We start from the raw sequence: 18571 nt of genomic DNA, 5'->3' as shown, positions 1-18571 counted from the left end.
CGGGTCAGCCGCCAGCCATCATGGCGGACCACTGCTCGGAGGCATCCTTGAAGTTTTCGACCCAGAACTTGATGTTCTGCTGGTAGCCCTGGCCCTGCCGCTCCGGCGTGTTGGTCAGGAAGGCCGCGACCGCGTCGTCGACAACGGGCTTCGCCTCGCTGTTGATCGGCGTGTAGGATGTTTCCTTGGTCAGCGTCTCCTGCGCGCTCTTGCCGAGATAGGCGTTGATCAGCGCATGGGCCGCGTCCGGGTCCTTGGCGCCAACAGGGATCGTCAGTTGGTCCATGACGACGAGCCAGTCCTGCCAGGCGGGCGTGTATTTGGCGCCGTTCTTCACCGCGGTCATCGCGCGCCCGGTCCACATCATCAGCATGTCGGCTTCGCCGGATTCGGCGAGCTGCTGCGACTCGGCACCGGTCTTCCAATAGATCGTGTCGCCGCCAAGGTCGTGGACTTTCTTGATCGCGGTGGCGATGTCGTTCTTTGTCATCGCCTTCGGATCACCGCCGGTGGCCCGGAAAGCCTGTTCGAGCAGACCGCCGGTGAAGTCGCCGGAACCGTCGATGCCACGCACGCCCGGGAACTTCTCGGTGTCGAAGAAATCGACCCAGTTCTTGGGCGGGTTATCCTTGTACTTCTCGGTGTTGTACATCAGCACGACACCGTAGTTCATGGCCGGCACGGAGCATTCGCTGACCTGGCCCTGCGGGATCTTCGACGTATCGATCTTGCTGAAGTCGAGTTTCTGGAACAGCGTTCCGCAATGCACGTAAGGCGGGAAGTCGGCGGTATCGACGACATCCCAGGTCACGTTCTTCGACTCGACCTGTGCCTGCACCTTGGCGATCTCGGTCGGGCCATCGCTCAGCAGCTTGACGCCGGACTTGTCGACGAATTCCTTGAGGGCCGCGATCTGTCCGTCCTGAAAGATGCCGCCGAAGGAAGCGAACGTCAGGGTCTTGCCCTTGAGCGAACCCTCGGCAATCGCGCCGGCTACCGGTTTCTCCTGCGCAAAGACGCCTGTCGCCGCGGCAACACCCAGTGCCGCGAGGGCACTGATCGTCACTAGAGCGTTTCCGTTTTTCACGGAAACGCGGAAACGCTCTACCTTTTTGTTTTTACGCAATTCCGGACGGAAAACCGCTGCACACTTTTCCTGGAATTGCTCCAGTCTGGAGCATAAGATGGTCATCGTCATTCTCCCATTGGCTCACGTTGTGTGAAGCGTCGCTGGCCGCGAGCGGTTACCAGCTGACGTATTGGTCTAGCTCCTCGCCGCCGGATGTCGGTGGTGCGATGATCCACATCACCTCGGCCCGGCCATTGCCGATGTTCTCGGTGCGATGGGGAGTGGAGGTGGCGTATTCGATGCTGTCGCCCTCTTCGAGCACGTGGCGGCTTTCGCCGAGGCTGACCTCGACAACGCCACGCGTCACGACCAGCATCTCGTGGGCGTCGCCATGCGTGTAGAGGTCGGGGCCCGTGGAACCGCCGATCTCGAATTCACCGACATAGACCTCCATCTCGGTGGCAGGCCGACGCGACAGAAGGGTCTTGCGGCAGCCATGGCTGGTCGGAATGGCGGGCCGCTGGCTGCGTCGCAGCACGCCCTCGGTCGAAGGCGTCGCCGGCTCTTCGAAAAGCGCAGCCACGGTGACGCCGAGCGCCGCCGCCATCTGGTTGAGCGAGGCCGTGCTGGCGCCGGTCAGTCCCCGTTCGAGCTGGCTGATGAAGCTCGCGCTGGTGCCGGTCCTGTCCGCGAGCTGGCGGAGCGAAAACCGTCGCCGCTGCCTCAAATCCTTGAGGCGCTGGCCGAGTTTTGCCGTCTCGGGTCCGGCTCGTTCAGGCGGGTTCTCCATGGAGGCCTGCTCCAGGGAAGATGCGACAATCGTCATGCCATAAACTCCACTGAACAGACTGTACAGTGAGACTGCACAGCGATCAAGATGGTTGATCGCGATGCGAGATCGGATTTCTGGCCACGGTCATGACAGGAAAGCAGGCCGGATGAACGTCATCCGCCGCCGGCATTTCCTTCGCTGTCGAGGATAGTCTACAATGCGCCTCATCTTTTTGAATCGGAGAGAAGGCGATGTCGCTCAAAGTCCTGGCGGCGGTGCTTGTCGCGACCCTGCTGGCCGGTTGCCAGACGATGACGCCCGAACAACGGCGCGCCGCGGATGAAGCGAAATGCAGCGCCTACGGCTTCAAGAGGAAGACGGATGCCTTCGCCGAATGCCTGCAGCGGATCGATCTCGATCGCTCGGCCGAGATGCGCGCCCGCGACGCGGAGTTCGCCCGCTTCAACGCCCGCCCCCCGATTGTGATCTATCGGCCCATCGTGGTGAAACAGTAGTCAGCGGAAGGCGTCACAGCGCTCGTGCCCCATTCTGTCGCTGTAGAACCGGTCGAGGCTGGGCGCCGACAGGATGCATATCCAGGTCACCTGCCCACCGTCGACATAGTCCCCGGTCTTCAAAGTAACAAAGGTCGGCTTGTTTCCTGGCGGCAGGAACGTGCGCCCACGATTCTGCGCAAGAAATTCATCCGCATTCTCCACTCTGTAGACTGGCGCTCCGCCCATGGCATCCCGATAGAACCTCGTTTCCTTCGGCGGTATCCTGCTCAGATCGAAATCGTCGACGTAGTGGAGACGCAGGCGGCCGCGAAAAGCCCGATAATGCAGGAACGAATTCCCGAACGTGGCCGCCATGCCGACTATCTTTCCATTGTCGGAACGACGGACAGCCCTTTGCGTGACGGCGTGATCAAGCTTCTCCAGGCGGAGGCCATCCGCGAGCACCTGGAAACCGCCCGTTGAAATGACCAGGGTGGCGGCCAGAAAGATGGACGGAGCCGTTGACTTCATCGTTGCTGCCTTATTGAGGAAATGAGCATGCGTCGCCCGGCGGCCGTGGCGGCACAATGATCGCAATGGCGGCGCCACCGTCCTGCCTGTTGCCCGCCTCCAGCCTGCCGCCATGGGCCTTGGCGATCGCCTCGACGATGGAAAGCCCCAGCCCGGTTCCACCGGTGGCGCGTGACCGCGAGGTGTCGCCGCGCCAGAAGAGGTCGAATGAAATCGCGCGGATCTCCTCGAGCAGCCCCGGACCACGGTCCAGGAAGCGGACAAACGCGTTGCCATCCCTGTCGAGACCGGTCTCGCACCGCAGCACGCCACCTGTCGACGCGTACCGACAGGCATTGTGCACAAGCGCCAGCATCGCCTGGCGCAAACGCTCCGGATCGACATTGGCCGGCGCCGCGCGGAGGTCTTTTTCGAGCCGCATGCCGGCCTCTTCAAGCATTGGGCGAGCGGCGGCGAGAACGGTCTTGGCTTCGGCTGAAAGATCCGTAGCCGATCTTTCGGCAATCAGCTTGTGGCCTGCCGCAAGCGAGAGCATGCGCAGGTCTTCGACCAGCCGCGACAGTCCCTGCACCTGCATGAGCAGGTCTTCCAGTCCCTGCTGGCAGACGGGAAAAACACCATCGATCATGCCCTGGAGATTGCCTTGCAATATGGTGAGGGGAGTGCGCAGTTCGTGCGCGACAGCCATTGTGTTGAAACGCAGGCGCTTTTCCATATGGCCAAGATCGGTCGCCAGCGCATCGATGGTCTTGCCGAGGCGGTGCACCTCCGAAGTACCGCCGCGAAAATTGCCGAGGCCAACCGCGAAGTCGCCTTCGCGCAGCGTTTCCGCCGCCGACACCAGCCGCTCCAGCGGGCGCGCGATACGCCGGGCGAGCCAATAGCCGATCGAACCGCAGATGAATGCCGCCAGCAGGATATGCCCCAAGAAGGCCAGGTTCATCTGCGCGTCCACGGTTTTCTCGAATTCCGGAACGACCAGCATCAGTTTCCGGAAGCTCTCGACGGATGGCATCACCCCGTCCTGGATGTCCCGATAGGCCTGGGCCACGTCGGCGGGCAGCGTCCGCAGCTCGATCTCCGTCAGTCGCTTCATGATCGCGAAGAAGGTGGTGTAGGCGATGATCATGCTGAGCACGAGCATCGCCCCGATCGTCACCGCGGTGACTGTTGAGAGGGAAAGACGGCGCAGCTTCATTTCGGCGCCGCGAACCGGTAGCCGATGCCACGCACCGCCTGGAAGAGACCGGGAACCCCGGCATTTTCGAACTTGCGGCGCAGGTTGGCGACATGCGTGTCGACGGTCTTGGCGAGCGCATCGTTCTCCGGCAGGCAGGCATCGAGGATGTCGGCGCGCCCGAAGGCATGGGTCGGCCTGCGGATCATGTAGGCGACGATGCGGAACTCACTGAGCGTCAGCGCCAGCGACTGGCGCCCGGTCTCCGCCTCGACAAAAGCGGCATGGGCGTCGAGATCGACCTCGACGGGAGCAAATCGCAGCGTCCGCGAGGCGCCGGAGGCGCGCGACCGGCGCAGCACCGCATTGACGCGCGCCACCACCTCCTGCGGATTGAACGGCTTGATCACATAGTCGTCGGCACCCAGCCGCAAACCCGAAAGGCGGTCGATGTCCTCGGCCAGCGCCGTCACCATGATGACCGGTGTGTTCGCGTCCTGGCGGATGCGCGCCAGAACCTCGAAGCCGTCCAGCCGGGGTATGTGCACATCGAGAAGCACGAGATCGGGCGACAGCATGGCATGGTGGGACAGTGCGATATCCCCATTCACCGCGGTGACCGTGCGAAAACCCTCGCGCGCCAGATAGGCCTCGAGAATCTCGGCAATGCGCGGTTCGTCCTCGACGATAAGGATCAACCCCTTGTCCATGCGCAGTCCTTCGTTGGTTGGCACGGCCATATTCCGCAACACGAAGCGGCAGGCAATCGCAAACACCAGCGGTTGCCAGGTTCCTTGGCGAGCCTTGGCGGGCTCTCCGCCAAACCTTGATGAAACGCGACCAAGGTCCGGCCGTCGACGCGTCGTCACGGTCTGGGCGGAACCCAATGGCGCGCCGGCGTCACTTCGTCGGGACCATCATGCAAACGCCACCAAAGACCTTCGGACACATTCAGCGTCCACGCATTGCAGCCTTGTGGATCGTCACTTTGTTCCTCATCGCCTTTGCGCTGCTGTTCCAGTCCGCCTGGAAACTCTATCCGCCGGGCGGCGTCGATCTGCAGCTGACAATCAGGATCGCCGGTATCGGCCTCATCGGCACGGCGATCCTGGGACGGCTCTGGTGCACGCTCTACATCGGCGGAAAGAAGTCGGTGGTGCTGGTCGACGACGGCCCCTATTCGATGTGCCGAAACCCGCTCTATCTGTTCTCGATCATCGGGGCAGCGGGGGTGGGCGCACAGACGGGCAGTGTCGCACCCGCGCTGCTATGCGCCATCGTGGTGCATGCGATCCTGCTGCGGACCGTGACCCGTGAAGAGCAGCTGCTCAGAACGCATTTCGGGCAGGCTTATGTGGACTACTGCAGGCGCGTCCCGGCGTTCTGCGTCGACTGCCGGCTGTTCACGGATCGCGAGATGATCGAGATCACGCCGAAGCGGCTCTACGGCACCCTGATTGACAGCCTCGTCTTCCTGGCCGCCGTGCCCGCCATGTTCCTGGTCGAATACCTGCAGGACGAAGGCTATCTGCCGGTGTTTTTCAGCCTGTATTGAGCTGGACCGCCGCGCGACGCTCTGGCGCAACCAAAAGTTTTGCTTCCCTCTCGCCAAACTTCCGGCCAACGGTTAGTCAGCCGTCGGCTGAACGATCGGCGTGAAGGATACTCGAGCCATGGCGCCGCTGCGGGCACTCGCACCCAAGAACCTCGTCGTGGCCGGCATCCTGCTGATGTTGGCCGGCGACTTCATGTTCGCGCTCAACGACGCGATGGGCAAATGGCTGGTCGCCAATTTTTCGGTCGGGCTGGTGGTCGCCGTCCGCTCGATCGGCGCTTTCATCATCCTCGGGCCGATGATTGCCCGGCAGGGTGTGACAAAGCTTTTCCAGGTCGAGAGACCTGGAACGCAGGTCCTGCGCGCCGTCATCGCAACGGTCGATACCGGCCTGTTCTATGCGGCCGTCGTCCACATGCCGCTCGCCGACGTGATGAGCTTCTACATGGCAGGACCGATCTATGTCGCGGCGCTTTCGCATTTCATGCTCGGCGAACGTATCCGCTGGCGCCGCTGGGCCGCCATCCTGGTCGGCTTCTGCGGCGTGCTCGTCATTCTCAATCCGTCCGCTTCCGCTTTTTCGACATCCGCCATCTTCGCCTTCATCGGCTCGGTCGCCTTCGCCCTGTCGATCGTCTACAGCCGGCAATTGCGAGGAACGCCCGATACGACGCTGGTGACCTGGCAGACCATCGCTGCCCTGGTGGCCGGTCTCATCTTCGCGATCCCCGACTGGCAGACGCCCGGCCTCGTCGACATCGGCCCGATGCTGCTGCTCGGCGTCGTTTCCTGCGCCGCTCATCTGATGATCACGCGGGCGCTGAAGCTGGCGCCGGCCTCGACGCTGGCGCCGCTGCACTACAGCCTGCTTTTGTGGGCCATCGTGTTCGGCATGGTGTTCTTCGGCGACGTGCCTGGCCCGCGCGTGCTCGTGGGTGCCGCCATCGTCGTGCTGGCAGGACTGTTCATCTTCCACCGGCAGAAGGTGGTCGACACCGTACCGCCGGAGAACGTGCCGAAGGGCGTCAACTAGGCTAGCAAAGCTTGGCAGTTTTGCGCCCGGAATTTTTGTAAGGACGAACGCCGGAGTCCCGCGTTTCCGCGCATGGCGGAAACGCTCGGGGCGGTCAGCCGACGAAGCCGGCCGCCTTGTGGCTGCCGTCGCAGAACGGCTTGTTCTTCGAATGGCCGCAGCGGCACAGGAACACCTTGGTCACGCGGTCGACCGTACGGCCGGTGCCGGAGACGATTTCGAGATTGCCTTCGACCTTGAGCGAGCCGTTGGGTGTTGGAGTGACCTTGACCACGCCATTGCGTGCCTCCAGCGCGATGGACTCCCTGGTCTCCGGTTCCCCGGTGGCCGCGAACCCGGCCTTGGTGTGACTGCCGTCGCAGAACGGCTTGTTCTCGGATGCGCCGCAACGGCAGAGCGTCGCCCGCAGCATCACCTCGCCATTGATGTCCATCTCGGCATTGAAGGCGAGCGGCCCGTTCTCGCGCACCCTGACTAGGTTGACCACCGGTGCCGCTTCTTCCCGTCCGCCATCCTTGCGGCGATAGGTGATCGCGCCGGATGGACAGGAATGCGCGACCCCGACGATCGCCTCGACGGCACCGGCTTCGGGATGGATCCATTGGCCCGGCGCATTGGGCACGAAGACTTCGGGATGACCCAACACGCAGTTGCGCGAGTGGATACAGAGCTTGCCGTCGAAACCGACGTCGATGTTTTCGCTCTCGACGAATTTCCGCGCCATTGGGTAGCTCCTCAGCTTGATGTTCCCCGATCATGCCGTACGGAAGTGGCCCACCGCAACTGGCCGAAAGGAGGGTGCGCGTCATCCCCGTCGCGACAGCCGCAGGAGATAATCCTTTCGATTGAGCGGATTGTCGTCGGTGCGTGGTCGCTCCGGGATCGCGGCGCGGATCGGGCGATGGTGATCGAACGCCGTTTCCAGGACGCCCTCGCCATGCGTAAGGCCGGGCACCATCTGCTGCAAAGCGTGGACGCGCGCCGCCGGAATGATGCCGGTCAACGTATAGGATGCGCCCTCCATCGTCGGGTTCTGGGGCAATGCATCCAGCCTCGCCAGGACCGGCAGCAGCGACGGCAGCGTGTCCATCGGTGCTTCGAGCTGGAAGCGGTGGATCGGCTCGCACACCACCGTGCCGGCCTGCCTGAGAGCAGCCATCACGACCAGCGGGGTGAGTTTGCGATGCTCGGCAGCCGTCGTCATCGGCCCCCAGTGGCGCACGCGCGTCGCCTCCGTCATCGTCACGACGCAGTCCGTCACCTGCCAGCCGTGGAGACCCTGCCGCAACGTCTCATGGACGGCGTCCTCCACGGCCTTGTGGTAGGAAAGCGGAAGGGTTCCGAACTCCATTTCGAGGCAAAAGGCGATGCCGCTGCCAATGGGCCCTGGCTCGACCCGCAGGGCGACTGTTGCCACGAACGGGTCGGGTGCCTCATCGCGCGCACCGCCGCTGCCGACAGGTCGCTCGATGCAGATCGGGGTGGTCTCGCGGAACAAAACGTCGAGCCCATACTCGTCGGCCAGCGTCTGCTGGATGACCTCCTTCTGCACCTCGCCATATAGCGAGACATAGGTCTCCTGCCGGCTGTCATCCTGCCTGAGGTTTATCAACGGGTCCTGTTCGGCGAGCAATGCAAGTGCGGCATGCAGGGCTCCTCGATTGGCCGGAAGCCGAGGCTGGATCACCGTCTCCAGCGTCGGCGGCGCGAAATGATGTTCCACGCGACCGCCGCGAAGGCCGATCGCATCGCCGATCTGGGCCTCGGCGAGGCCCCACAGCTTGCCGATCTGCCCCGCCCTGAGAGAAGGTTTCTCGACCGCGCCGCCGCCGTCGAAAACCTTGAGCGCCGAGATCTTCGCTTCGCGCCCCCGACCGAAACCGACACGCTCGCGCGGCCGCAAGGTGCCGGAGAACAGGCGGACATAAGCGATCTTTTCCCCGGATCCGCCGCGTTCGATCTTGAAGACCATGCCCGAAACGGGACCGTCGGCGGCACCTTCGGTTGCCGGCAAAAGGTCGCGGATGCCCGAAAGCAACGGTGCGATGCCGGCACCGGTGACAGCCGAGCCAAAGAACACCGGATGCACCAGCGTCTTGCCTGTCTGCCTCGCGAGCGTCTTTTGCAGCGTGCCTGCGGATAGCGCCCTGCCACCGACATAGGCGGCGAGCAGCGTGTCGTCATGTTCGGCCAGCATCTCCGTCAGCAGCGTGCCGAACGCAGGTTCCGCGATGTCGAAGGGCAGCGGCAGCGCATCCGGCGACCCGGCCCTTTGCACCTTGCCCATCGCAATAGCAGCCGGCGTCAATCTTTTGGCGATCGCCTCAAGGACATGTTCGCAATCGGCACCGGTGCGATCGATCTTGTTGACGAAGATCAGTGTTGGAATACCGAGCCGCCGCAACGTCCGCATCAGTATGCGCGTCTGCGCCTGCACACCTTCCACGGCCGAAATCACCAGCACCGCCCCGTCGAGCACGCTGAGCACGCGCTCTACTTCCGCGATGAAGTCAGGATGGCCTGGCGTATCGATCAGGTTGATCGCCACGCCGTCGATGGTGAACGACATCACCGCCGATTTGATGGTGATGCCGCGTTGCCGCTCCAGGGCCAGGGTATCGGTCTGTGTGTTGCCGTCGTCGACACTGCCGATCTTGTCGATGACGCCGGCCGCATGGAGCAGCCGTTCGGTGAGGCTCGTCTTACCTGCGTCGACATGCGCCAGAATTCCCAAATTCAAAGTCCGCATAGAGGTTCATGTCCCCAAGATGGATCAAAGCTCCTTTCTCGATGGACATGACTCGCATTGGTCGGCTCCTTACCGAACGTGACTTGGGAACGATCACAGAGCACGCGATGGACGGCGGGGCAACCCCGTCGCACCGCCGAGCGCTTGCTACGCCGGCCTTAACATCGCCTTCTGTGGCGTATCGGTAACGCTTCGAATTCCGGCCCTGGGATAGGTCTAAGTTTTCACCTTCTGTCCGGAAGGATCGTAGAGTGGTTCGAGGTGAAGTTTTGCTGGCACCTTTTGCGTTGCCACCACCAGTTCGTAGCCGCCCTCATCCAGGAAAGCATCGCTGACCCCGGCGGCATGACGCACATAGCCGTAGCCGATGTTCCTCGCCAGGGTGTAGCCGTAGCCGCCCGAGGTCAGGTAACCGACCGGTTCGCCATTGCGCAGGATCGTTTCGCGGCCGAGCAAAACGATTTCCGGATCATCGACCGTGAAGCCGGCAAAACGCTTGACCAGAGGCTGCCCATCCAGTTTTTGCAGCGCCGCGCGACCGACGAAATCGGTTTCCTTCTTCAGCTTCACCGCCCAGCCGAGACCGGCCTCGAACGGCGTATCGTTCGGGGTGATATCGGAACCCCAGGCGCGATAGCCCTTTTCGAGGCGCAGCGATTCCAGCGCACGATACCCGACCGGCCGGATGTCCTGCTCCCTGCCGGCCTGCATCAGGGCGTCGAACACCTCGCCGGTGGCGGCGATCGGAACATGCAGTTCCCAGCCGAGTTCGCCGACATAGGTGACGCGCAGTGCCCGCACCGTGTGCCCTGCGATGGCGATCTCGCGCACATGGCCGAATGGGAAAGCGGCATTGGAGACATCGGCCCTTGTCACCTTCTCCAGCACCGCGCGCGCCTGCGGTCCCATCAGCGAAAGCGTGCCGAAGGCCTCGGTCACGTCGGCGACGTCGACATCCAGGCCAGAGCCGATGTGGTCGCGTATCCAGGCAAGGTCATGCGTGCGAAAACCGGTGCCGGTGACGATGTAGAATTTGTCGTCGGCCAGCCGCGCAACGGTGAGATCGGCCTCGATGCCGCCGCGCGTGTTGAGCAGCTGCGTATAGGTGAGCCGTCCGGCCGGCTTGGCGACATCGTTGGCGCAGATCCAGTCGAGCGCCTTGCCGGCATCCCTGCCGCTCAGCTCGTATTTGGCGAAGGACGACTGGTCGAAGACGCCGACCTTGTCGCGGACATGGCGATGCTCGTCGCCGACCGGCCCGAACCAGTTCTGCCGGCCCATCGAATAGATGTCCTTCGCCTCGGTTCCTGCCGCGGCGAACCAGTTCGGCCGCTCCCAGCCAAGCTTGGAACCGAAGACGGCATTGTACTTGTGCAGGCGCTGGTAGAGCGGCGAGACGATGCGCGGCCGGCCACTGTCATACTCCTCATGCGGGAAGGCGATCGTGTAGTGCTTGCCATAGGCTTCGAGCGTGCGGTCGCACACCCATTGCCGGTCGCGATGCAGATCGGAGAAACGGCGGATGTCGACGACCCATAGGTCGAGCGGCGCCTCGCCGTCGACCACCCATTTCGCCAGCACCCAGCCGGCGCCGCCGCCCGAGGCGATGCCGAAGGCGTTGAAGCCGGCGCCGACGAACATGTTCGAACATTCGGGCGCCACGCCGAGGATGAAGTTGCCATCCGGCGTGAAGCTCTCGGGGCCGTTGATCATCTGCTTGACGCCGACGGTCTCGAGCGCCGGCACGCGCGCGATGGCCTGCGTCATATGCTGTTCGAAATGATCGTAGTCGTCATCGAACAGGCGGAACTCCCATTCGTTCGGAACATCGCCGCCGGGCAGGCCGGTTTGCCAGGCCTGCGGGTCCGGCTCATAGCCGCCCATGACGAGACCGCCGACCTCTTCCTTGAAATAGGTGCGGCGATCCGGATCGCGGATGGTGGGCGCGTCGGTGGCGAGGCCCGGGATCTTCTCGGTGATGATGTACTGGTGCTTGACCGGTTGCAGCGGCACGCTGATGCCGGCCATGGCCCCGACCTGTCTCGCCCACTGGCCGGCGCAATTGACCACCTTCTCGCAGGCGATGTCGCCCTGGTCGGTCTTCACCGCGACGATGCGGCCGTCCTTCATGTCGAAGCCGGTCACACGGACCTTTTCGAACAGCCTGGCGCCATGCATGCGCGCTCCCTTGGCGAGCGACTGGGTGATGTCGGAAGGGCTGGCCTGGCCATCGGTCGGCAGCCAGCTGGCACCGACGAGATCAGAAGTCTCCATCAGCGGCCACATCGCCTTCACCTCTGCCGGCGACAGCAGGTGCATGTCCATGCCGAAGCTGCGCGCCGTCGTCGCCAGCCTCTTGAACTCGGTCCAACGGTCCTGGTTGGTGGCGAGGCGCAGGCAACCGGTCATCTTCCAGCCGGTGGCCAGCCCGGTTTCAGCCTCCAGCCCCTTGTAGAGTTCGACCGAATATTTGAGCACGCGGGTGATCGAGGCCGATGAGCGCAACTGTCCGACGAGGCCGGCCGCATGCCAGGTCGAGCCGGATGTGATGGCGCCCTGTTCGAGCAGGATCACGTCCGCCTTGTGGTCGCGTGCCAGATGATAGGCCGTGGAACAACCGATGATGCCGCCGCCGATGACGACGATCTCGGCGTGATTGGGCAAGGTCATGACAGGATTTTTCCGTATCTGGAGCTGTAGCTTTCGAGCGCCGCGTCGAGGCGGGCGAGGTTCTCGGTGGTGTAGGCGACATAGTCGACGCCCGGCGCGTCGAGATGCAGTTCGGAGACCATGCTCCACATCGCCTCGCGCAGCAGCGACGCGCATTGCATGGCGGCGAAGGAACGGCGCATCGCCTCATCCGGCATGTGGCCGAGATAGGCGCCGAGCAACGGCTCTGCCTCCGCGTCCGGCATGCCGGAGTTGGAGGCGATGCCGGCGAGGTCGAACATGGCCGTGCCGAAGCCGGCATATTCGAAATCGATCAGCCAGAGCTTGTCGCCATCGTCGAGAAAATTGGCTGGCAGCAGATCGTTGTGGCCGAACACGATCGGCAGCGGCGCCTGCACGCTTTCCAGCCGATCCGCCAGCGCGAGGTAGAGCGGCAGCACCGGCATCATGCGGCTTTTCCCGGCGCTCAGCGTGCGTGCATAGTCGCGGATGACGTGGAACACCCAGAACATGAAACCCGGGCCGGAAACATGTTCCGGCATCCGCTTGTGAAATTCGCGCATCAGCGTCGCGATGCGCTCGGCATTGGCGCGCACATCCTCCGCCGCATAGGTCTTCGCGCCGAGAAACTGGGTGACCATGACGCCGGGCTCGGCATATTCGACCGAGGGCCCGAACCCGGCCGCCGAGGCGGCCTGCGCCGTCATCAGCTCGCGCTCGCGCAGCACATGGTGAAATGGATAGTCACGCCCAAGCCGGACAACATGCTTGCCCGCCACGTCCGTCACCAGGAAATTCTCGTTGCTCAGACCGCCGGACAGGGGCGCGACATCGACGCTTCCCTTCCAGCAAGGCAGGCCGCGAATGCGATCCTCGCTCGTCACGTCTCCTCCCATCGACCGGCGGCCCTTCTGCAGAGGGCTTTTCACCGTGGTCCACCGCTTCTCCTTGCCCCAAGGTCAGACGCAGAGGCGGGATTGTCAACGCGATTCTGTGGTTTTTTATGTTTATCTGCCCGATTATGTTGTTTTCATTTCGGTGAACGCCTACAAATCAGTCATCTTGATGCCAGCGGCGAGGCCAGACTTCGGTGAACCATTCCAAGCGGCACGGTGAGATCCTGCGCCTCCTGAAAGAGGAAGGCACGGTCACCATCGCCGATCTCGCCCAGCGGCTGGATGTCTCGCTCGAGACCGTGCGGCGCGATGTGAAACCGCTGACCGAGGATGGTTCGGTGCTGAAGATGCACGGCGCCATCAGCCTGCCCGGCATCATCGGTGAAGCGCCGTTCGAGCGGCGCATGCGCGACAATGCCGATGCCAAGCGCACGATCGCGCGCATGGTGGCGGCAACGATCCGCGACGGCGAGTCGATCATGCTGGACTGCGGCACCACCACAAGCTTCCTGGCCCGGGAACTGCTCGGCCATCACCGGCTCACCGTGGTGACCAACTCCTCCGATATCGCCCGCACGCTGGCCACCGCCAACGGCAACCGGGTCTATATGGCCGGCGGCGAGTTGCGCAGCGATTCCGGTGCGGCCTTCGGCGTCTCGGCGATCGATTTCGTCGGCCGCTTCAGCGTCGACCACGCCATCATTTCGGCAGGTGCCATCGATGCGACCGGCGGCGTCATGGATTTCGACCTGGAAGAGGCGGAATTCGCGGCAACCGTGCTGTCGCGTGGCCAGCGCTCCGTCGTCATCACCGACCACAGCAAGTTCGGCCGCCAGGGACTCGTGCGGGTATGCGGCTTTTCCGGCTTCTCCGAACTCGCCACCGACAGCATGCCACCGGCAGACATTGTTACGGCCCTGGAAACGGCCGGCGCGCGCCTGCACGTGGCAGGCTGAAACGGGACAACCCGTCGCCTGACGCGATCCTTATCTTTTCTTGATACCCGCTACAGCTATTCCCAATCGATATTTGACCGGCATCGGGAGCATTTTCCGCACTTCTTGAACTGCGGAGAAGCATCGTGCTCGACCTCGCCTACCTTGCCCTTGGCATAGGATCCTTCCTGATTTTCGCGCTCTATGCGCGCGCGCTGACGCGGCTTTGAGGGGGGTGATCCTGATGGAAGCCTTACTCGGCCTCGCCGTTGCCGTAGCTCTCGGCGTCTACCTGTTGGTGACGCTGCTGCGGCCAGAAAAATTCTAAGAACAAAAGAGTTCCGCCATGTCTTTGATCGGATGGCTGCAGATCGGCCTGCTTTTTCTCCTCACATTTTTGCTGATCAAGCCGCTCGGCTTGTTCATGGCAAAAGTCTTTTCCAATGAACGAACCTTCCTGTCGCCCGTGCTTGGCCCCGTCGAGCGCGGTTTCTACGCACTGGCCGGTGTCGACCCGAAGAAAGAACAGGGCTGGCTGGCCTACACCTTCTCGATGATCGCCTTCTCGATCGCCGGCCTGGTGTTGCTCTACGCGATCCTGCGCCTGCAGGCTTACCTGCCTTACAACCCGCAAGGGTTCGCCGGTGTTGCACCCGACCTCGCCTTCAACACCGCGGTCAGCTTCGTGACCAACACGAACTGGCAGTCCTATGGCGGCGAAACCACGATGAGCCATTTCAGCCAGATGGCCGGCCTGACCGTGCACAACTTCCTTTCGGGGGCGACCGGAATTGCGATGGCCCTGGCGCTGACGCGCGCTTTCATCCGTTCAAACGGCACGACCGTCGGCAACTTCTGGGTCGATATGACCCGCTCCACGCTCTACGTGCTCTTGCCGCTCGCTGTCGTCGTCGCGATCGCCTTCGTGGCGATGGGCCTGCCGCAGACACTTGACGGTTCGGTCACAGCGACCACGCTCGAGGGTGCCAACCAGACCATCGCGCTCGGACCGGTGGCCAGCCAGGAAGCCATCAAGCAGCTCGGCACCAATGGCGGCGGCTTCTTCAACGTCAACGCCGCGCATCCGTTCGAGAACCCGACCGCACTGTCGAACTATCTCAACATCCTGTCCATGCTGATGGTGACGGCAGCGCTTGCCTATACCTTCGGCCAGATGGTCGGTGACCGCCGCCAGGGCTGGGCCTTCGTCGCCGCCACAGCGATCCTGCTGATCGCCGGCGTCGGCATCATCTACTGGGCCGAGACGCAGGGAAATCCGATCCTGACCGCGCTTGGGCTCGACAACACGCTTGGCAACATGGAAGGCAAGGAGGTGCGTTTCGGCCAGGCCATGACCGCCGCCTATGCCGCCGTCACCACCGGCATTTCCGATGGTGGCGTCAACGCCATGCACGGTTCGCTGACCGGCCTAGGCGGCCTCATCCCGCTGTTCCTGATGCAGCTTGGCGAAGTGCTGCCCGGCGGCGTCGGCTCCGGCCTCTACGGCATGATCGTCTTCGCCATCCTCTCGGTCTTCGTCGCCGGCCTGATGGTCGGCCGCACGCCGGAGTTCCTCGGCAAGAAGATCGAAAGCCGCGAGATGAAATACGCCATGCTGGCGGTGCTCATCCTGCCGCTGTCGATCCTCGGCTTCAGCGCGCTGTCGGCCATGCTGCCCTTCGCTCTCACATCGATCAGCATGAGCGGCCCGCATGGCCTGTCGGAAATCCTCTATGCCTATACCTCGACGACGGCCAACAACGGTTCGGCCTTCGGCGGCCTCTCGGCGAACACGCCCTGGTACAACACCACGCTCGGCATCGCCATGCTGCTCGGCCGCTTCGGCTACGTCGTGCCGGTGCTGGCCATCGCCGGCTCGCTGGTCGGCAAGACCAAGACGACGGCTTCGGCCGGCACCTTCCCGACCCATACGCCACTGTTCGTCGGCCTGCTCGTCGGCATCATCCTCATCCTGGGCGGCCTGCAATACTTCCCGGCCCTCGCCCTCGGCCCCATCGTCGAGCATTTCGCGATGCTGGCCGGCCAGACCTTCTAAAGGACACTTTCATGTCGACCCCTGTACAACACAAGCTGTTCGAGCCGGCCATCCTGTGGCCGGCCCTCGGACAGGCCTTCACCAAGCTGGCGCCGCAGAAGCTGATGCGCAATCCCGTCATCTTCGTCACCGAAGTGGTGGCCGCGCTGGTGACGCTGATGTTCCTGCGCGATCTCGTCATCGCCGGCGGCAAGCCGCTGTTCTCCGGCCAGATCGCCGCCTGGCTCTGGTTCACAGTGCTGTTCGCCAACTTCGCCGAGGCAGTGGCAGAAGGCCGCGGCAAGGCGCAGGCCGACAGCCTGCGCCGCACCAAGTCGCAGCTCACCGCGCGCAAGCTCATGTCGGAAGACGGGCTGGACGTTGCCAGCATCCCGGCCACCGATCTCAAGGTCGGCGACATGGTGCTGGTCGAGGCCGGTGAGCTGATCCCGGGCGACGGTGAAATCGTCGAAGGCATCGCCTCCGTCAACGAAAGCGCCATCACCGGCGAATCCGCCCCGGTCATCCGCGAATCCGGCGGCGACCGTTCGGCCGTCACCGGCGGCACCCAGGTGCTGTCCGACTGGATCAAGGTGCGCATCACCGCCGCGCCGGGCTCGTCCTTCGTCGACCGCATGATCGCCCTCATCGAAGGCGCCGAGCGCCAGAAGACGCCGAACGAGATCGCGCTGTCGATCCTGCTGTCGGGCCTGACGCTGGTGTTCCTGATCGCCGTGGCGACACTGTGGGGTCTTGCCGGCTATTCGGGTACGGTGCTGTCGGTCACGGTGCTGGCCGCGCTGCTGGTAACGCTGATCCCCACCACCATCGGCGGGCTGCTTTCGGCCATCGGCATCGCCGGCATGGATCGCCTGGTGCGCTTCAACGTCATCGCCACCTCCGGTCGCGCCGTGGAAGCCGCCGGCGACGTCGACACGCTGCTGCTCGACAAGACCGGCACCATCACCTTCGGCAACCGCATGGCAACCGAATTCCTGCCGGTGCCGGGCATCGGCGCCGAGGAACTGGCCGAAGCCGCCATGCTGGCGAGCCTGGGCGACGAGACGCCGGAAGGCCGTTCGATCGTTGCGCTCGCCACCGGTGAGTTCGGCGTTGCCGCGCCGGTCAAGCAACCCGATGCGATCGTGCCGTTCGCGGCCGAGACCAGGCTTTCGGGTGTCGATCTCGGCGAGCGTCGACTGCGCAAGGGCGCGGTCGATTCCGTGCTGAAGTTCACCGCGCTCGACGAAGCACGCGTACCCGCCGCTTTCCGTCAGGCAGTGGAACTTGTGGCGCGTACCGGTGGCACGCCGCTGGCCGTGGCCGAGGGCAGCAGACTGCTCGGCGTCATCCACCTGAAGGACGTGGTGAAGCCCGGCATCAAGGAGCGCTTCGCGGCGCTGCGTGCCATGGGCATCCGCACCGTCATGGTCACCGGCGACAATCCGGTTACCGCGGCGGCGATCGCCTCGGAGGCCGGGGTCGACGACTTCCTGGCGGAAGCGACGCCGGAGCAGAAGCTCGGCTATATCCGCAAGGAACAGGAAGGCGGGCGCCTGATCGCCATGTGCGGCGACGGCACCAACGATGCGCCGGCGCTTGCCCAGGCCGATGTCGGCGTGGCGATGCAGAGCGGCACCCAGGCCGCGCGCGAGGCCGCCAACATGGTCGACCTCGATTCCAGCCCGACCAAGCTCATCGAGATCGTCGAGATCGGCAAGCAGCTTCTGATGACACGCGGCTCGTTGACCACCTTTTCGATCGCCAACGACGTCGCCAAATATTTCGCCATCATCCCGGCGCTGTTCGTGGCGACCTATCCGGCGCTCGACCATCTCAACATCATGCGGCTGACCTCGCCGGAATCGGCGATCCTGTCGGCGGTCATCTTCAACGCGCTGATCATCATCGCGCTGATCCCGCTGGCGCTGAAGGGTGTCGCCTACCGCCCGGTCGGTGCCGCGGCGCTGCTGCGCCGCAATCTTCTCGTCTACGGCGTCGGTGGTCTGCTCCTGCCTTTCGCAGGCATCAAGCTGGTCGACATCGCCGTCTCGGCTCTTCATCTGGTGTAATCATGACAAGCAACCTTCGCCCCGCCCTGGTCATGATCGTGTTGTTCACGATCCTGCTCGGCATCGCCTATCCACTCGCCATCACCGGCGTCGGCCAGATCATCCTGCCGGCACAGGCAAACGGCAGCCTGATCAGGCAGAACGGAACCGTCATCGGTTCCGAACTGATCGGCCAGAACTTCACCAGCGACCGCTACTTCTGGCCGCGTCCGTCGGCGATCGGCAGCACGCCCTACGATGCCGGCAATTCCAGCGGCTCCAATCTCGGCACGACCTCGCAGAAGCTGAAGGAGCGCGTTGCGGCCGAGATCCAGCGCCTGAATGGCGCCGGCATCGCGTCGCCGGTCCCGGCCGATGCCGCCACCACGTCCGGCTCCGGCCTCGACCCGCACATCACGCCGGATTTCGCCCGCGATCAGGTCGCTCGCGTCGCCAAGGCGCGCGGGTTGCCGGAGGCGGATGTGGCCAGGCTGGTCGACGAAACGCAGGAGGGCCGGCTGCTCGGCCTGATCGGCGAACCACGCGTCAACGTGCTGAAACTAAATCTCGCGCTGGATCGGCTAAAGTCCTAAATCTACCG

Annotated in this window: 17 protein-coding genes; 8 read left to right on the top strand and 9 right to left on the bottom strand. The window is 63.7% G+C overall.

Annotated elements, in window-relative coordinates:
* Nucleotides 1-4: 4 nt before the first annotated feature.
* Nucleotides 5-1066, bottom strand: a complete 1062-nt coding sequence (locus ACFWYE_RS13970; protein ID WP_379112095.1) for an extracellular solute-binding protein — start codon at nt 1064-1066, stop codon at nt 5-7.
* Between the two features lie 178 nt (nt 1067-1244).
* A complete protein-coding gene (locus ACFWYE_RS13965; protein WP_379112519.1) occupies nt 1245-1859 on the bottom strand; it encodes a helix-turn-helix domain-containing protein in 615 nt (204 codons plus the stop codon).
* 233 nt (nt 1860-2092) lie between these two features.
* Between ACFWYE_RS13965 and ACFWYE_RS13960 the strand changes: the two genes are divergently transcribed.
* Entirely contained in the window at nt 2093-2356 is a 264-nt protein-coding gene (locus ACFWYE_RS13960; RefSeq protein ID WP_379064479.1) for a hypothetical protein, read from the top strand.
* On the opposite strand, the gene ACFWYE_RS13955 is transcribed toward ACFWYE_RS13960, so the two are convergent.
* The 3 genes from ACFWYE_RS13955 to ACFWYE_RS13945 are packed head-to-tail and all read right to left on the bottom strand — an operon-like array spanning nt 2357 to nt 4756.
* A complete protein-coding gene (locus tag ACFWYE_RS13955) occupies nt 2357-2869 on the bottom strand; it encodes a hypothetical protein (RefSeq protein ID WP_379112093.1) in 513 nt (170 codons plus the stop codon).
* A 10-nt stretch (nt 2870-2879) separates the two neighbouring features.
* Nucleotides 2880-4067 carry an ATP-binding protein gene (locus ACFWYE_RS13950; RefSeq protein WP_379112091.1) on the bottom strand — a complete coding sequence of 396 codons (1188 nt, stop codon included), beginning with the start codon at nt 4065-4067 and terminating at the stop codon, nt 2880-2882.
* Nucleotides 4064-4756 carry a response regulator gene (locus tag ACFWYE_RS13945; RefSeq protein ID WP_379112517.1) on the bottom strand — a complete coding sequence of 231 codons (693 nt, stop codon included), beginning with the start codon at nt 4754-4756 and terminating at the stop codon, nt 4064-4066. The genes ACFWYE_RS13950 and ACFWYE_RS13945 overlap by 4 nt, the downstream gene beginning before the upstream one ends.
* A 209-nt stretch (nt 4757-4965) precedes the next feature.
* On the opposite strand from ACFWYE_RS13945, the gene ACFWYE_RS13940 reads away from it, so the two are divergent.
* A complete protein-coding gene (locus ACFWYE_RS13940) occupies nt 4966-5601 on the top strand; it encodes a methyltransferase family protein (protein ID WP_379112089.1) in 636 nt (211 codons plus the stop codon).
* Between the two features lie 118 nt (nt 5602-5719).
* Nucleotides 5720-6634 carry a DMT family transporter gene (locus ACFWYE_RS13935; RefSeq protein WP_379112087.1) on the top strand — a complete coding sequence of 305 codons (915 nt, stop codon included), beginning with the start codon at nt 5720-5722 and terminating at the stop codon, nt 6632-6634.
* A 94-nt stretch (nt 6635-6728) separates the two neighbouring features.
* On the opposite strand, the gene ACFWYE_RS13930 is transcribed toward ACFWYE_RS13935, so the two are convergent.
* The 4 genes from ACFWYE_RS13930 to ACFWYE_RS13915 all read right to left on the bottom strand — a co-directional run bounded on the left by ACFWYE_RS13930 (nt 6729) and on the right by ACFWYE_RS13915 (nt 12937).
* On the bottom strand, nt 6729-7358 hold the full coding sequence (locus ACFWYE_RS13930) for a CDGSH iron-sulfur domain-containing protein (RefSeq protein ID WP_379064489.1): 630 nt from the start codon (nt 7356-7358) through the stop codon (nt 6729-6731).
* 81 nt (nt 7359-7439) lie between these two features.
* A complete protein-coding gene (locus ACFWYE_RS13925) occupies nt 7440-9383 on the bottom strand; it encodes a GTP-binding protein (RefSeq protein ID WP_379112085.1) in 1944 nt (647 codons plus the stop codon).
* A gap of 216 nt (nt 9384-9599) precedes the next feature.
* A complete protein-coding gene (locus ACFWYE_RS13920) occupies nt 9600-12053 on the bottom strand; it encodes an FAD-dependent oxidoreductase (protein ID WP_379112084.1) in 2454 nt (817 codons plus the stop codon).
* Nucleotides 12050-12937: a phosphotransferase gene (locus tag ACFWYE_RS13915; RefSeq protein ID WP_379112082.1), complete on the bottom strand. Its 888-nt coding sequence runs from the start codon at nt 12935-12937 to the stop codon at nt 12050-12052. Before ACFWYE_RS13915 ends, ACFWYE_RS13920 begins: the two co-directional genes overlap by 4 nt.
* A gap of 206 nt (nt 12938-13143) precedes the next feature.
* On the opposite strand from ACFWYE_RS13915, the gene ACFWYE_RS13910 reads away from it, so the two are divergent.
* From ACFWYE_RS13910 to kdpC, 5 genes are all read left to right on the top strand, one after another.
* Entirely contained in the window at nt 13144-13905 is a 762-nt protein-coding gene (locus tag ACFWYE_RS13910; protein WP_379064497.1) for a DeoR/GlpR family DNA-binding transcription regulator, read from the top strand.
* A gap of 223 nt (nt 13906-14128) precedes the next feature.
* Complete coding sequence (kdpF, locus tag ACFWYE_RS13905) at nt 14129-14212, top strand: K(+)-transporting ATPase subunit F (protein ID WP_379073212.1); 84 nt, start codon at nt 14129-14131, stop codon at nt 14210-14212.
* Between the two features lie 18 nt (nt 14213-14230).
* Nucleotides 14231-15940, top strand: a complete 1710-nt coding sequence (kdpA, locus tag ACFWYE_RS13900) for a potassium-transporting ATPase subunit KdpA (protein WP_379064499.1) — start codon at nt 14231-14233, stop codon at nt 15938-15940.
* A gap of 11 nt (nt 15941-15951) precedes the next feature.
* A complete protein-coding gene (gene kdpB, locus ACFWYE_RS13895) occupies nt 15952-17991 on the top strand; it encodes a potassium-transporting ATPase subunit KdpB (protein ID WP_379112080.1) in 2040 nt (679 codons plus the stop codon).
* Nucleotides 17992-17993: 2 nt separating this feature from the next.
* On the top strand, nt 17994-18563 hold the full coding sequence (kdpC, locus tag ACFWYE_RS13890; protein WP_379112078.1) for a potassium-transporting ATPase subunit KdpC: 570 nt from the start codon (nt 17994-17996) through the stop codon (nt 18561-18563).
* Nucleotides 18564-18571: the final 8 nt, after the last annotated feature.

The organism is Mesorhizobium sp. NPDC059025 (assembly GCF_042739655.1).
Taxonomy (GTDB): domain Bacteria; phylum Pseudomonadota; class Alphaproteobacteria; order Rhizobiales; family Rhizobiaceae; genus Mesorhizobium.
Note: the sequence above shows the minus strand (reverse complement) of the source record. Positions and strands in the feature narration are given on the sequence as shown.